At 65.6% G+C, this 14,158-nt stretch carries 13 protein-coding genes; 8 read left to right on the forward strand and 5 right to left on the reverse strand.

Going from position 1 to position 14,158, the window contains the following annotated elements; genetic code table 11:
• Positions 1 to 61: 61 nt before the first annotated feature.
• The 3 genes from BLU09_RS29640 to BLU09_RS29650 are packed head-to-tail and all read left to right on the forward strand — an operon-like array spanning position 62 to position 2,004.
• Positions 62 to 808 (forward strand): GntR family transcriptional regulator, encoded by a 747-nt coding sequence (locus BLU09_RS29640; RefSeq protein ID WP_244172118.1) that lies wholly within the window; start codon positions 62 to 64, stop codon positions 806 to 808.
• Between the two features lie 15 nt (positions 809 to 823).
• On the forward strand, positions 824 to 1,690 hold the full coding sequence (locus BLU09_RS29645; protein WP_090493385.1) for a sulfite exporter TauE/SafE family protein: 867 nt from the start codon (positions 824 to 826) through the stop codon (positions 1,688 to 1,690).
• Positions 1,687 to 2,004, forward strand: a complete 318-nt coding sequence (locus BLU09_RS29650) for a DUF1634 domain-containing protein (RefSeq protein ID WP_090493387.1) — start codon at positions 1,687 to 1,689, stop codon at positions 2,002 to 2,004. Before BLU09_RS29645 ends, BLU09_RS29650 begins: the two co-directional genes overlap by 4 nt.
• A 24-nt stretch (positions 2,005 to 2,028) precedes the next feature.
• Here the strand turns inward: BLU09_RS29650 and BLU09_RS29655 are convergent, their stop codons facing one another.
• Positions 2,029 to 2,607: a class I SAM-dependent DNA methyltransferase gene (locus BLU09_RS29655; protein ID WP_090493389.1), complete on the reverse strand. Its 579-nt coding sequence runs from the start codon at positions 2,605 to 2,607 to the stop codon at positions 2,029 to 2,031.
• 1,317 nt (positions 2,608 to 3,924) lie between these two features.
• Here BLU09_RS29655 and BLU09_RS29665 point away from each other — a divergent pair.
• Positions 3,925 to 5,217: a hypothetical protein gene (locus tag BLU09_RS29665; RefSeq protein WP_244172119.1), complete on the forward strand. Its 1,293-nt coding sequence runs from the start codon at positions 3,925 to 3,927 to the stop codon at positions 5,215 to 5,217.
• A gap of 147 nt (positions 5,218 to 5,364) precedes the next feature.
• Here BLU09_RS29665 and BLU09_RS29670 read toward each other — a convergent pair whose 3' ends face one another.
• Positions 5,365 to 6,285: a pyridoxal-phosphate dependent enzyme gene (locus BLU09_RS29670; protein WP_090493395.1), complete on the reverse strand. Its 921-nt coding sequence runs from the start codon at positions 6,283 to 6,285 to the stop codon at positions 5,365 to 5,367.
• Between the two features lie 145 nt (positions 6,286 to 6,430).
• Here BLU09_RS29670 and BLU09_RS29675 point away from each other — a divergent pair, with 145 nt between their 5' ends.
• Positions 6,431 to 7,330, forward strand: coding sequence for a LysR family transcriptional regulator (locus BLU09_RS29675; RefSeq protein WP_090493598.1), 900 nt, complete (start codon positions 6,431 to 6,433; stop codon positions 7,328 to 7,330).
• Positions 7,331 to 7,488: 158 nt separating this feature from the next.
• On the opposite strand, the gene BLU09_RS29680 is transcribed toward BLU09_RS29675, so the two are convergent.
• Together BLU09_RS29680 and BLU09_RS29685 are read right to left on the reverse strand one after the other, a co-directional pair.
• Positions 7,489 to 9,333 carry a glycoside hydrolase family 15 protein gene (locus tag BLU09_RS29680; protein ID WP_090493397.1) on the reverse strand — a complete coding sequence of 615 codons (1,845 nt, stop codon included), beginning with the start codon at positions 9,331 to 9,333 and terminating at the stop codon, positions 7,489 to 7,491.
• Between the two features lie 152 nt (positions 9,334 to 9,485).
• Complete coding sequence (locus tag BLU09_RS29685; protein ID WP_090493399.1) at positions 9,486 to 10,571, reverse strand: glucose 1-dehydrogenase; 1,086 nt, start codon at positions 10,569 to 10,571, stop codon at positions 9,486 to 9,488.
• A gap of 403 nt (positions 10,572 to 10,974) precedes the next feature.
• Between BLU09_RS29685 and BLU09_RS29690 the strand changes: the two genes are divergently transcribed.
• Positions 10,975 to 12,000 (forward strand): aldo/keto reductase, encoded by a 1,026-nt coding sequence (locus tag BLU09_RS29690; RefSeq protein ID WP_090493402.1) that lies wholly within the window; start codon positions 10,975 to 10,977, stop codon positions 11,998 to 12,000.
• A gap of 42 nt (positions 12,001 to 12,042) precedes the next feature.
• Here the strand turns inward: BLU09_RS29690 and BLU09_RS29695 are convergent, their stop codons facing one another.
• Positions 12,043 to 12,606 carry a hypothetical protein gene (locus BLU09_RS29695; protein WP_090493404.1) on the reverse strand — a complete coding sequence of 188 codons (564 nt, stop codon included), beginning with the start codon at positions 12,604 to 12,606 and terminating at the stop codon, positions 12,043 to 12,045.
• Between the two features lie 414 nt (positions 12,607 to 13,020).
• Here BLU09_RS29695 and BLU09_RS29700 point away from each other — a divergent pair, with 414 nt between their 5' ends.
• Both BLU09_RS29700 and BLU09_RS29705 read left to right on the forward strand, forming a co-directional pair.
• Entirely contained in the window at positions 13,021 to 13,554 is a 534-nt protein-coding gene (locus tag BLU09_RS29700; protein ID WP_090493406.1) for an RNA polymerase sigma factor, read from the forward strand.
• Complete coding sequence (locus BLU09_RS29705; RefSeq protein WP_090493408.1) at positions 13,541 to 14,092, forward strand: hypothetical protein; 552 nt, start codon at positions 13,541 to 13,543, stop codon at positions 14,090 to 14,092. Before BLU09_RS29700 ends, BLU09_RS29705 begins: the two co-directional genes overlap by 14 nt.
• The last annotated feature ends 66 nt before the right edge of the window (positions 14,093 to 14,158 follow it).

Here is a 14,158-nt window from a genome sequence, read left to right on the forward strand (position 1 = left end):
CATGGGCGTCTTCTCGCTCGAGAGGGACATTGACATCACGACATCATGATGTCGTGATGTCATGATGGGTGCCACGCGTGAATCCAACCCCCTCTATGCGAAAGTCGAATTGACGCTTGCTTCTGAAATCGCAGCCGGGGTCCTCCCTCCTCGCAGCCAACTTCCCACGGAAGACCGCTTGATTGAGCGGTTCGGCGTTAGCCGAACGACAGTCCGAAAAGCGATCGAGAACCTCGTGGCCCGGGGCTTGGTGGAGATCCGGCGCGGCGTAGGCACCTTCGTCGCGCAGCCCAAGATCATCCAAGAACTGACCGAGCTGACTGGCTTCGTCGAGGACATGCAGGCACTCGGCCGCACCCCGACCGCTCGGCTCCTGGATAGTCAGATCGTCCCAGCCGATGCTGACGTTGCCCGGCAGCTCGCCGTGTCGCCCGGCAGCCTCGTCATGCGTATCCAACGCGTGCGGCTCGCCGACGGCTTGGCCATGTCCTTCGATGAAACCTACCTGCCGCGCGAGCTAGGGGAGAAGATCGTCACCCACGATCTAGAAACCGAGCCAATCTTCGCACTGCTCGAAGAACGATACCGCCTGCCATTGATTGAGGCCGAATACCGGCTAGAAGCCATCACAGCCACGCCGACCGTTGCACAAGCGCTCGCCGTGGAGCCCGGCAACCCGATCTTCCTGATCGAGCGCACGTCCTATACCGAAGGGTCTCGCCCAATCGACTACGAAAGGCTCCACTATCGCGGCGACCTCATCAGGTTCATCACTCGCTTGTCCCGGCGCCCACGCGTGCGGTCATGAGCCGGAGACACGTCAATGAACCCCACGATGGTCTTCTGGCTGTTCGCGTCCGCCTTTGGCGCGAGTGCCCTCGGCGGTGTGCTTGGCATGGCCAGCGGCATCTTCATCGTGCCAATCCTCACGCTGTTCTTCCGCATCGACATTCACGTGGCGATTGGCGCGAGCATCATCTCGGTGATTGCCTGTTCGTGCGGCAGCGCTGCGCCGCTCCTGAAGAGGCGCCTGACCAACATTCGGCTTGCGATCGTCCTTGAGACAGCCACCACACTCGGCGCGCTGACAGGCGTTTTCCTGATCGGCATCGTCTCGAATTCGTTTCTGTACGGCCTGTTTGCTTTTATCTTGGCGCTCTCCGCAAAGCAGATGCTAGCGCGGCGGCGCGAAGTGCAAGGGGTCGATGCCAGCGGGCCAAACGTGAAGAGTCTGGCCACGGTGCTACGCCTGCATTCGAGCTTTCCCGACCATGCATCAGGCCGCGACGTGCCTTATCAGGTGGGTCACGTGCCGGTCAGCCTGGCTCTGATGTACGGGGCTGGCGTGATCTCGGCGCTGCTCGGCATTGGCTCCGGCGTGCTCAAAATCCCTGCCATGGATACCGCCTTGCGGCTGCCCATCAAGGTCTCGTCTGCCACCTCGAACTTCATGATCGGCGTGACGGCCGCCGCGAGCGCTGGCGCCTACTTCGTGCGAGGCGATATCGACATCGGCATTGCGGGGCCTGTCGCACTTGGATCAGTCGTCGGGGCGCTCGTCGGGGCGCGTTTGCTGATGAGGCTGCCCGCTGAGAAAATTCGCATCTCCTTCGTGGTGATCCTCACCCTGCTTGCGGTTCAAATGCTCCTGAGCGCCCTGGGTGTTCAGGTCCTCGGAGGGTCGGCATGAAGTCTACGACCAATCGCATTGATCGAAACGAGCAGAGCATCGCCGGACTGCTTTGGAACGGCACTTGGCTTGCTTCAGCGCTCGTTGCCGCCGGGATGGCCTTGGGCGCGACACATGACTTCTGGAGTGTCCTCGCCCCCAGCCTCAGCGGCCATGACGTGATGAAAATCGGTGTGGCCTTGTTCATCATTTTGCCCATCGCGCGTGTGGCGCTGATGCTGGTCATGTCCCTGCGCGAGCGCGACTACATCTACACCGCGATTTCGGTGTTCGTCCTGGCTGTCATCGCGGCCGGGGTCATGGTCGAACTGTGAGCCTGTGAGGGTCTGCTCTCCGATTTACGGACCCGCCTTGCGCGACAGGTAGTAGACGTTCTCGCCTGGGTCCGTGTGCGTCGACTCCAGCGTGAGTCCGTGCGCGCGCAGCAGGTCGCGATACCCGTCGACGCTGTACGAGTGATAGCGGAACGACACGCCATTCATCGGCTCGCCGTCGATGGAGCCGTGGGCGTCGCCCGAGGTGAAGAGGAACGCGGCGCCAGGTTTCAATGCCCTCGCGATATTGGCGATCGCCTGTTCCTGCGCTTCGTGGCGCAGGTGGAACAGGACACCCCACGCGATCGCGGCGTCGAACGCCCGCTCCTGAAGCTCACACGACTGGATGGGCGCACAGCTCACTGGCACGTGGGGGAAGTTCACTTGAAATCGCGCCAGCAGCTCGCGGGAACTATCCACGCCCATCACGTGGCAGCCGTGCTCCAGCAGCACCCGCGTCAGCGGCAGTCCAGTGCCGCAGCCGACGTCCAGCACCCAGGCACCGGCTGGAAGTGAGGCCGCGAGCGCAGTCACTTCCGGGACGCCCATGCGGCCTGCGCGTTGGGCGGCATACCAGTCCGCGATCAAATCGTACTCGTGCACGCATCAACCTCGCCTTCGGCACTATGCCCTAGAGTGAACGGCCATCGCACCACGCCCTCCATCTCAGCACGTCGATGGGCGCACGACTCTCGCACCGTCACAGTTGGGTCACACCCTCAGGACCAGACTCGCGAGCGGAGGTGACTCATGTCCCATTCGCCCTGAATGGTGGCGATGACCGCGCGAGGCTTGACCGTGTCCGATTTGGCGGGGGCGACTCCACTCCGCCTCCACATGCTTCTTCCGCTCCCATAGAGCACGTCGACGCGAGGACATATGAATATCACGATAGGTAGGGCCACACTGGGCGCCGTGCTTCTGGTCGGCTGTGGAGAGAGTCACTTGCCGCCTGCGGACACACCTTCGACTACGCAACGCAGCACCACGTGTACCGCGAGGGTAACGGGCGCCATCACCGCGACAGCCGCGTGCCCAAGAGGCTCTCTCATCCACTCCAAACAATTCAACACCTTCTCGTTCCTCCTTGATCCCCTCGAGGAAGAACCCATCGTCCTCCAAGTCCGCACCTTCGTGCGTCAGAAGCCCGAGACCGGCACGTTCACGGGGCCATCGGAGTCGGTCGACTGCGGTGTCTTCATAAGTTCGAATGACCGGCGATGGGATTCGGCACACGAGGTAGGCAGCCAAACGGGCAGCTGCACCTTGACACTCACGGCGATAGCGGCCGCCGACGATGGTACCTCCAATTTCCCCGTGTACTGGGCTTGGGGCACGATGCGCGCACGCCTGATGGAGCTCGACCCCACGGAGGGTTCCGGCTCTGTCGAGGTCGAGCTCGACTTCTCCGAGTAACAGCGAGGATGTCAATCCCGGAGTCCATCCCCCATTCGGCCGCTGGGCCAGCCACACGCGGCGGACACACTCGATAATGCATCAAGTCGAGTACGCATGGCGCACCGTCATCGTCATCATCGTGGTGACGCCGTCGGAAGCCTGCCGGAATAGACACACAGGGGAGTCACTTCCGCCCTACGAGCGAAGCGAACCACGGCTCGACAGTCCACGCACCCTCTGGCTTTCGAGACGTCTCAATCGCGCAGAAGAAGCTCCGGTGTCATGGCATGTCTTCCCTGCCCACCGCATCGCCACGTACGCACCGCGAAGGCACGGTGCCACCTTCGGAGAAGCGGGGCCATGGCAACCCCCTTCGATAACCCCTCGAGAGAACACGCTGCCTCGGCCGTGGCGCCGCATGGCACACCGACTGCTTCGCGAGGTAGCACCCATGTCCTCCTCGTCCGACCCAGACCATCCCGATCCCGGAGCCGACACATGCACCGACTACTTCCGCTCATCGTGCTGTTCCTCGTGGCCTGCGGCGACAAACCCGGCAAGCCGCCACCTGCCGAGCCAGGGCCATCGAACGCTCCCATCCGGGGCTCGCTGACAGTCCACTCGCGGCTCTGGGAAGACATCGGAGACCCGAGCCAGCTCGTCGGCATCTATGTCCTGCTTGGGGATGGGAGCCGGTTCCGGCAGCCGCTCGGCCAGGATGGTGTCGCGCGCTTCGTGGACCCCGACATCCAGGGTCCACAGGATGTCACCCTGCTGGCGGTTTCCACGGAGAAGACCTTCGCCGACACCTACCTCGCCCTGGAGCAGCCAGAAGTCTGGCTCCAGCAATACACGAAAGAGGACACCGGAGGAGAGACGGGGCAAGCCACCCTGAAGGGGCGCATCACCGGGAGGACCAGCGTCGTCCAGGAGGTCTTCGTCGCGAGCGCCGACCAGCAGGGCCATGGCAACTCCACGAGGGCAGCAACAGATGGCTCATTCGAAATTGACATTTCGGGGAGCGGAGTCATGCCTGTGCATCTCTTTGCCATGGAGTACGTGAATTCGACACGTCGCTTCGGACTCAAGAGCAACATCACGCTCCAGGCCGGGCAGACACTTGACGACGTGGAGATCGCCCTGGACCGCGCCGAGGACCAGTTTCAGCAGGTCAGCGTGGAGAACTTCGAGCCCTACGGCACGGAGGCCCTCGTCACGATGGATTTCAAACTCGGCACCATGTACCTCTTCAGGAGCATGGTGACCGGCGCTCCGCCGCTCCAGCTTCCCTCGATGTCGCTCACCCCGCCCTTCGACCTCCTCCGGATGGTCACGACGGTGACCGTGGGTTCAGATGGAGCGGCCGGAGTCACCTCCGCGAGCGCAACGGTCCTCACGGAGGGCGGCTCGTCCCCTGTCGTGACAATCCCCCCTCCCCTTCAACTCACCTCGATTCCACTCGGCACCATGGAGACGCCGGCCGTCGCTCGGACCAAGGGCTTCACCTTGGCGTGGAACGTGGCCCCCACCGCGCAGGTGGTGCATGCGTATCTCAACGCTCAGAGCAGAGACCACCAACTCCTCTGGAGATTGACGGCTCCCAGCCACGTGACATCGTTCACGCCGTTCGAGCTACCCGCGGAGCTGACGCCTGTGACCCGACTCCCTCCGGGACTGGCATCGCTCTCGATGTGGGCCAAGAACAACGGTGCAGACCGCGCCTACGCGGATCTCTTCAATCAGTACGAGGCCCCCGTCCAACAGGGAGGGACGTGGTCCCTGTCTCGGCAAGGCTATGTGAGGCTCGTTGAGTGAAGGAATGGCCGGAGTGGCGATTCCGCCCCTGAATCCGGTTGCTCCGTCACGGCGCGCACGGGTCTAACGAATGACCGTGCTGGCGAAGCGGAGGCGGAATCGCCCTCGAAGGCTCAGGGAGAGCCATGAGTTCCGCTCGACCCGCTGTCATCGCTCCCGGCGGCTCAATGCCTGCAGATGCTCAACCGTCGCCGTGACGCCACCGCAGACGATCACCGCGATGCGTGACGCGGCGGCAAGCACCGACGATGCCGCGTCGAGCGCGGCCAGCGCGGCCCCGCACGCGGGCTCCACCAGAATCCGGTGTTCGTCGAGAAACCGCAGTGAGGCGGCCACTGCTGCTGCATCGGACACAACGATGTTCTCGACCACATGGCGTGTCGCCCACTCCACCGCCGCATCGCAAGGCCGCTTCGCGCCGAGCGACGTGGCGACACTCGTAATCGCAGGCAATTCGACTGGCCGCCCCTGCGCAATCGAGCGCGCATAGCAGTCTGCGCCTTGGGTCTCGGCCGCGACAACCGGCACATCGCCCCAGCCATTGCGAGCCAGTCCTTCGAGAACGCCGCACAGCAACCCACCGCCGCCAACTGCCAGCACGACGGCGTCGGGCTTCGGTCCGGCTGCCGCCATCTCGTCGATCATCGTTGAATGGCCCTGCCACAGCGCTGGCTCGTCGAATGGATGCACGAACGCGTCATGAGGGCTGAGCACGGATTGCGCAAACATGTTCGCCTCTGCCCAAGACGCGCCGTGGACGATCAACTCCGCGCCTTCGAGACGGATCAGGTCGCGTGCGCGCGCGGACGTGCTCTCCGGAACAACGACGAGCACCGGCACGCCGAGTTCGCGACCCGAATAGGCGACCGCAATGCCCGCATTGCCACCCGACGACGACACGAAGCGGCGGATGCCTGCCGCGCGCCGCGCGTCACATACCGCACCGACGCCGCGCAGCTTGAACGAGCCGGACGGCTGCATCGCCTCGAGCTTGAACAAGACGTCTTTGCCGAGCCGACGGGATGCAGCTTGCGAACGGATGTAAGGCGTCTGGATATGAAGTGGCATCTATCGAAGTGCGACACACGTCTGCAACATGCGGACAGTTGTCGTGCCCCTGGACAACCTAAGCCGCGCCACTCATACTTTCCAATACTCTTCAGTGCAGCCCGTCATGCCTATTGAGTATATCGACGGAACGGACAGGCATCTCATGCGACAGGTCGAACTGCGCCATCTGCGCTACTTTGTGGCGGTCGCTGAGGCCGGCAGCATGATGGCCGGCGCCCGCGCAGTCGGGATTGTTCAACCCGCGCTTTCCCGGCAGATCCGCGAGCTCGAGGAAGCGGTCGGCACCCCGCTGCTCAGCCGCCGCTCGACGGGCATCGCACTCACAGCAGCCGGCGCGAGCTTCCTGCAGGACGCGACACGCCTACTCTCCGAATTGCAGGGTAGCCGCGAACGTGCGCTGCGCAGCGCGGCCGGTCAGCTCGGCGAGCTGCGTCTCGGCGTGCTACCGAATTACTTCCCGTTGCCGATGGTGTCGAACGCCCTCAAGGCCTTCCGGAGCGCCTGCCCGGACGTCATGCTGTCGATCTCGCCAATGTTATCAGCCGAGCAGGCAACCGCGATATCACGCGGCGATCTCGATGGCGGCATCATGGCGTGGCGACAGAGCGAGGCATCGCATCTGTCAGGCATGCGGCTGCTACGCGACCGATTCGTGCTCGCGATGCCATCCACGCCGGGCCAGCGCTTCCGCGCGCCTCGTCAACTGGCTGAACTCGCCGGCGCGCCGTTCGTCTGGTTCGACCCACTCCGGTCCGCAGCGCATCACCGGTTCCTACTCGAGCAGTGCCGGCGGGCCGGCTTCACGCCGCGCATCGCGCAGGTCGGCAGCGACATCCCGACGCTCATCGGACTCGTCGCAGCCGGAATGGGCTACGCATTCGTGCCAGAGAGCATTTCACCAACGTGCCCGCGCACGGTGCGGCTGGTCCCGATTGACGAGCTCGACGGCCGCTTCGACGTCGAATTCGTGTACGACGGCCAAGCGAACTCGCCGGTCGTGCAGCAATTCCTCGCGGCGCTGCGCACGACCGCCAACACATGAGCGGGCCCCCACTGGAGGTCGCAGCGTCGACAAGCGCTGCGTGCCACGTGGGGCACAAGCTGGTCAGCTCGGCACGTCAGCCGAGGCGACAACATCCCTGACACAGGGGGCACGTGCCCTGGCCAGGTGGGGCTGGGGAGTGGTTGCACCTCGAGCGCCTAGTGCATGCTCGCGGCGGCCATGGCGGTGAACGACACGTCCCGCCCTGCCCGCTTGGCCTCCAGCAACACAGCGCTGTTGATGAGCCCGACATGGGAGAACGCCTGTGGGAAGTTGCCAAGCTGGCGGTGCAGCCCGGGGTGGTACTCCTCGGCCAGCAGCCCGAGGTCGTTCCGGATGGAGACGAGGCGCTGGAACAGCGCCCCCGCCTCGTCGAGGCGGCCAACCATGGTGTAGTTGTCGACGAGCCAGAAGCTGCAGATGAGGAACGTGGCCTCATGGCCCGCAAGTCCGTCCACGCCCGTCTCGGTCAAGTAGCGCTCCACAAACCCAGCCTTGGTGAGGCCCTTCTCGATGGCGGCGACAGTGCCCAACATGCGCGGGTCATCCGCAGGCAGGAAGCCCAAGTGCGGAATCAGGAGCACGCTCGCGTCGAGGGCGTCCGAGCCATAGGACTGCGTGAAGGCTCCCACGCGCGAGTTGTAGGCACGCGCCAGGATGTCGGCGCGGATCTCCTCGCGCAGCGCGCGCCAGCGGGGCAGGCGCTTCTTCAGCTTCTCCGGCGCGTTGGCACCGAACTGCTCGACGAAGCGGACGCCTCGATCCACCGCGACCCACGCCATGAGCTTCGAGTGCGTGAAATGGAGCAGGCGCTTGCTGCGGATCTCCCAGATGCCCTCGTCCGGACGCTGCCAGCTCTTCTCCACGAAGTCGACGAGCACCTTCAGCGTGTCCCAGGGGAGCGATCCTGCCTCCGGCACCCCGTACACGCGCGCCTCATACATCGCGTTCAGCGTTTCACCGTAGACGTCCAGTTGGAACTGGCCGTACGCGCCATTCCCGATGCGCACCGGCCGAGACTCCTCGTAACCGGGAAGCCATGGCAGCTCGATCTCGGGGAGACGGTGCTCGCCGGCGACGCCGTACATGATCTGCGCCTCAGCCGGAGCGCCAGCGACGGCACGCAGCAGCCAGTCGCGCCAGGCCCGCGCCTCATCGAGGTAGCCTCCTCGCATCAGCGCCTCGAGCGTGAGGGATGCGTCTCGAAGCCAGCAGTAGCGGTAGTCCCAGTTTCGGACTCCGCCGAGTTCTTCGGGGAGCGACGTGGTCGGTGCCGCGACGATGCCTCCGGTCGGCGCATAGGTGAGCGCCTTCAAGGTGATGAGCGAGCGCACCACGGCGTCGCGAAAAGAGCCCTCGTATCGGCACCGGCTCGCCCATTCACGCCAGTACTGCTCAGTCCGCACCAGGTCCCGCTCCGCATCGACAGGGTGCTCCGGCGCAGCCATGTGCGACGCATAGAACGTCAGCGAGCAGGGGAGCCGCTCCCCTGCGCGGACGACAAAGTCCGCTTCCAGGCGAGCCTCATCCCAGTCCGGTACGAGCGGAACCGGGCTGCTGAATGCGAGCGCGTCCGGCCCCGAGGTCAGGGTGGCGCGGTGACTGCTGCACTGAATCCAGGGGGTCAACTTGCCATAGGCAAAGCGCACCTTGAGGTCGGAATGCATCGGGACCTCACCTTCGAGCCCCTCGACGATGCGGATGATGTCGTGCTCAGTCTCCCCCGGAGGCATGAAGTCGATGATGCGCGCCCGGCCGCCGTCACAGGTCACCTCCGTCTCCAACACCAACGTCTCCGGCCGGTAGCGCTGCTGGACGGCCCGGACCTCCGCCGCGGGCCGGAGGCTCCAGTAGCCATGTTCGTTTGTGCCGAGCAACTTGGCGAAGCAGGCATCGGAGTCGATGCGCGGCAGGCACATCCAGTCGATGGAGCCGCTCCGTGATACCAGTGCAATGGTCGTCAGGTCGCCGATAAGGCCGTAGTGCTCGAGGGGGGATGACATGTCTGGACATTGGGATGTGAGACGGGCTCGCGCAACGCGCCGCTCCGGCGCACCCGGGCAGCGGAGTGAGCCTCAGCTGCGTCGGCCCGCCATCACATGGCTCCGGGCCGGCGGCGAAGCAGGCCCCAGGCCGGAGCCTCAGGACGCCTCACTCATGAAGCCAACTGAACCACCTGCTTGATGCCACCTGCCCCCTTGAGGAGCGCGGGCGTCTCCTGGATGGGAACCCGATGGGTCATGAGGGCGCGCACGCTCTGCGGGAACAAGAACATCGCTTGCTCCAGCTCGCGGAGCGCCAGCTCGTAAGCGCTCCGGCTCGCGTTCACGGTCCCGAGGAGCAGTTGGTTCCTCAGCACGATGTTGCGCATCAGGGTGTCGGTATCCACGGGGTTCGGGCCGCCGTGCGCGGGGATGCCTGTGAAGATGAAGAGCCCATTGGGCCCCAGCGCATCGATGGCCGCGAACGCGACCTTCGACACGCCCACAGCCTCGTAGATGATGTCGAACGTCCCGACCTTCTTTCCGAGCTCCCCGAGGGGCACGTCCTGTCCGGAGACGTAGGTGGCACCGAAGGAGCGGATGAGGTTCGCGCGCTCGCTGGCCGCGGGCTCCAGGGAGTAGACGAAGGTGTCAAAGTGGTTCACCACCATGCTCATGGCGCCCAGGAGCCCCACCGGCCCGGCGCCGAGAGCCAGCGCTCGCACGCGTGCGCGCTCCCAGGGCAGCCTCCGCTGAATGGCCTGTACTTGCTCCGCGGCCTTGGCGGCCACGGAGAGCGGCTCGACCAGCACCGCCACGTCGGAGAGCTGGCGGGGCACCACGACCAGGTGCCCCTCCTCTTCCACCACCCACTCCTGGAGGAAGCCGTGCGCCGCCTTGATGCCCCGCTCCCGGAAATCCCCTGTGACACAGAAGTCCTGACGCTCCGCGCGACAGGGATGACAGCGCGCATGAGGACAGGGCCGGCGAACGGTGGGGACCACGAGGTCTCCCTCGCGGACCAGGGTGACGTCCGGGCCCGTCGCCACCACTTTCGCGAGCGCCTCGTGCCCGAGAATGAGGTGGTCGGAGTCCGGAGGAGGCGTCCCGTATTCAAAGGCACCGATCTCCCGGTCCGTGCCGCAGATGCCCACTTCGAGGACCTTCAGGAGCACCTGAGAGCCCGTCACGGGCCGAGGCTCCGGCGAGTCGACGAGGCGAACCTCGCGCGTCCCTGGAAACACTGCCACCGCATGCATGCCGCACCTCGCTCAATGACGGGTCTGTCTTTCAAATAGGCACGCCCTCGCGACGGAAAGCCTGGGCCGGACAGCCGCACCGTGCGGCAGTTCCACGCCCTCGTGAGCCGGGCAGTACGAGTCGGCTCCCTGCCCCCGCCAGGCGACAGCTTGATTCGCAGGTGAGCGGTGCACACCGATGTGCCAGGGCGACGAATGACACGAAGGGGGCGTTTCGCAGCCAGGCTTGGTGGAACAACGATGCAAGCCCGATGAGGCCCCCGCCTACCGGCCGGGCGCTCATCCGACGGGCGGCGGAGCGACACCGCCGATGCACCATCCATCCTGAACGCCAGCCCCGAAGCCGCGCCGCCCCCGGATGAGCCCCCGCCCGAGGGCAGCAATACGCACACGGAGGAGCGCCATGGAGTACGCATCGATTCTCGGCATTTCGGCCCCTACCAGCCGCGTGGGCCTGGGCACCTGGGCCATGGGCGGGTCGCAGTGGGGTGGCACCGACGACGACGAGTCGGTGCGGACCATCCACGCAGCGCTCGACCTGGGCATCACGCTCATCGACACCGCGCCGGCCTACGGCTTCGGGCACTCAGAGGAAGTCGTGGGCAGGGCGCTCGCCGAACGAGGCGGGCGCGAACTGGTCGTCGTGGCCACCAAGGTGGGCCTGGAGCGGCGCGGGGACGGAGTCATCCGCAACTCGTCGCGACAACAGGTCATCCAGGAGCTCGAGGTCTCGCTGAGGCGCCTGCGCACCGACTACGTCGACCTCTACCAGGTCCATTGGCCGGACTTCTCCACGCCCTATGAGGAGACTGCCCAGGCGCTGCTCGACCTCCAGCGCGCCGGAAAGGTCCGCGCGATCGGCGTCTCCAACTACTCCATCGAGGCGATGGAGCGGTTCCGGCGTGTGGCGCCGCTCGCCTCGGCGCAGCCCCCGCTCAACCTCTTCGAGCGGGAAGCCCTGGAGGACATCATCCCCTGGTGCCGCACGAATGGCGTGGCCACCCTCACCTACGGCGCACTCTGCCGGGGACTGCTGGCCGGGACGATGAACGAGAACACCCGGTTTGAAGGAGACGACCTGCGAAAGACCGACCCCAAGTTCCTGCCGCCGCGCTACGCACAGTACCTGCAGGCCGTCCAGCGGCTCGCGCAGTTCGCGCGCGAGCGCTACGACAAGGGCGTGCTCCCGTTCGCGGTCCGCTGGGTGCTGGACCAGCCCGGCGTCACAGCGGCGCTGTGGGGAGCCCGCCACCCCGGCGAGCTGGAGCCACTGCGGGACGTGATGGGCTGGAGACTCGACGACGAGGCCCTGACGTACACGGACTCGGTGGTGAACGAGTCCGTGCCCGAGCCCGTAGGCCCCGAGTTCATGGCGCCCCCGGAGCGGCGTCCGGAAGAGTCGGGCGAGCGGCCAGGGGCATCCGTCTGACCCGCGGGCCCCGGCTTTGCCCGAGGCCCGTGACGTCCTGGATCAGAAGCACCTTTCCGAGGTATCGAAGGACGAGTTCGCCACGTACTTGCAGGTGCAGTTGCTCACCTTGCAGTTGAACGAGGCGTTCTCCTGACAGAGCGAGTCCACCTTGCGCCAGGCCAGGATGGGCATGTCCTCGAACTCATCCTCGTGCAGGTACAGCGTGTCCCCCTTGACGGCGAACGCATAACGGAAGGTCCTGTCGTAGGATTCCTCCCTGGTCCCGTAGCAGGAAGTCGTCGTGGTGATGACCAGGTGGTTCCCATCCACCTTCCAGGTCCCCAGGTCGTTCCCCCAGCTACCGCCCACCTTGAGGACAGACTTGCCCTTGAAGAGCAGGGCACGCGACTCCTCCGAGCCGCGCTCCAGGCGGTACAGCCCATCAGACACCGAGCCGCCCTTCAGCGCGGGGGCGTCCGTCACCGCCGCCTGGTCCGACTCCCACGAGGTACACCACCCTATCGCGTCGCACTTGAGCGCGGAGTCCCCATCACCTTCGCTCGAGTCACCACAACCCACCACCAGCATGGAGAAAAGCACCAGGTACCGCGTCATCGCCTTCATGTCGTCCTCCCGAACAGTCGCGGTGGGGCAATGAACACCCCCGCCTGACAGGGAGAGACAGGCCGGGCGACACCGTTGCAGGAAATCGACCGAGCTGCCCAGGGAGGGAAGGTCCGGCCCTCTGCCAGGAGGCCGCCTGGGTGACGGGACGCCTTGCGCCATCTCCGGGAAATTCGAACGAAGGCCTGTCACGCGCATCACCCGTGCCGCCTAGGAGGGGCGAGGACGGCACGAGGCCCGTCCCAGAGGACCTTCTTGATGCATGCCGCTGTTGACTTCGCGCCGGAGAAGGAACAGGTCGTTTGCGCGGGCCGGAGGGCTCCTGTTCGTGCCCCGATGCCGCTGGGTTGACCGATTCACAGGGGAGCAGGGTGACTTCCCTCGAGGTACGGGCCTGAACCGGAAGCATTCAGCATGAGCGTGCGCACGGTCTCTGAACTCGATGCGCTGATGGCACGGCTCGCCGAGGGCGACCGGGTCGCGTTCACGCGTGTCTTCGAACTGCTCTGGGGCCCCATCCAGAAGCTATGCCTGAGCCTTCTCAGGAACGAAGCAGACGCCGCTGACGCCGGCCAGGAAGCGATGCACAAGATTCTCGAACGCGCCTCCGACTTCGACAAGACCCGTCCGGCGATGCCCTGGGCTCTCGCCATCGCGGGCTGGGAGTGCCGGACCCTGGCGCGCCGCCGAGATCGTCGGCGCGAATCCCCCGCGGACGCCATGCCCTCGTGCGCCGGACCTCACGCAGAGGAGGAGTTCCTCCAGCGGGACCTGACCGCCGCCGCGATGGCCGCCCTGGGAGCGCTCTCGGAGTTGGACCGCGAGGTACTCATCGCCACGTTCTGGGACGAGGCCGCGTCGGTCTCTGGCGCCACGCTGCGAAAGCGCCGGGAGCGCGCACTGGACCGGCTCCGAAAGACTTTCAGGAGGCTCTATGGGCTCGACTGACATCCAACTGCTTCAACGACGGGTGCGCCGGACCTACGAGCTCGCGAGGCTGCGACGCGCGCTCCTCGGCGTGCTCCCGATTGTCGTCGTCACCGCGCTTGCCGCCCTTCTCGCGAGCCGGCCCGCGCCACCTCTCACGTTCGGCCTGGCGACCGTGCTGATGGGAGCGATGATGCTCTGGCACGGCCGCGATGCGCAGAAGGCGTTCCTGCCTGGCGTCATCGCGGGGCTCGTCCCGCTCTCGCTCGCGCTCGGCACCGGCGCCCTCCACACCTGTGGCACGGCCAACTGCTCCTACCTGTGCATCCCTGCGTGTGTGCTCGGCGGTGTGGTCGCGGGCATGGCCGTGTCGGGGGTCAGCCTCCAGCGTCGCGCGGGCCCCTGGTTCTGGGTCTCCGCCTCCGGGCTCGCGCTCCTGACCGGCGCCATGGGCTGCGCGTGCATGGGCGCATCGGGTGTCGTCGGCCTTGGCATGGGCTTCGGAGCAGGGATTGTTCCTGGCCTCTTGCGTCGCGCTTTCGGCAAGAAAGACTCCTGAACAAACGCTCTTGATTCTCGAACGCTCGCCGATGCGCGGACTCGCACCATCGCCCTGAATTTCCGT

Origin of the sequence: Myxococcus virescens, assembly GCF_900101905.1 — a bacterium.
GTDB lineage: Bacteria > Myxococcota > Myxococcia > Myxococcales > Myxococcaceae > Myxococcus > Myxococcus virescens.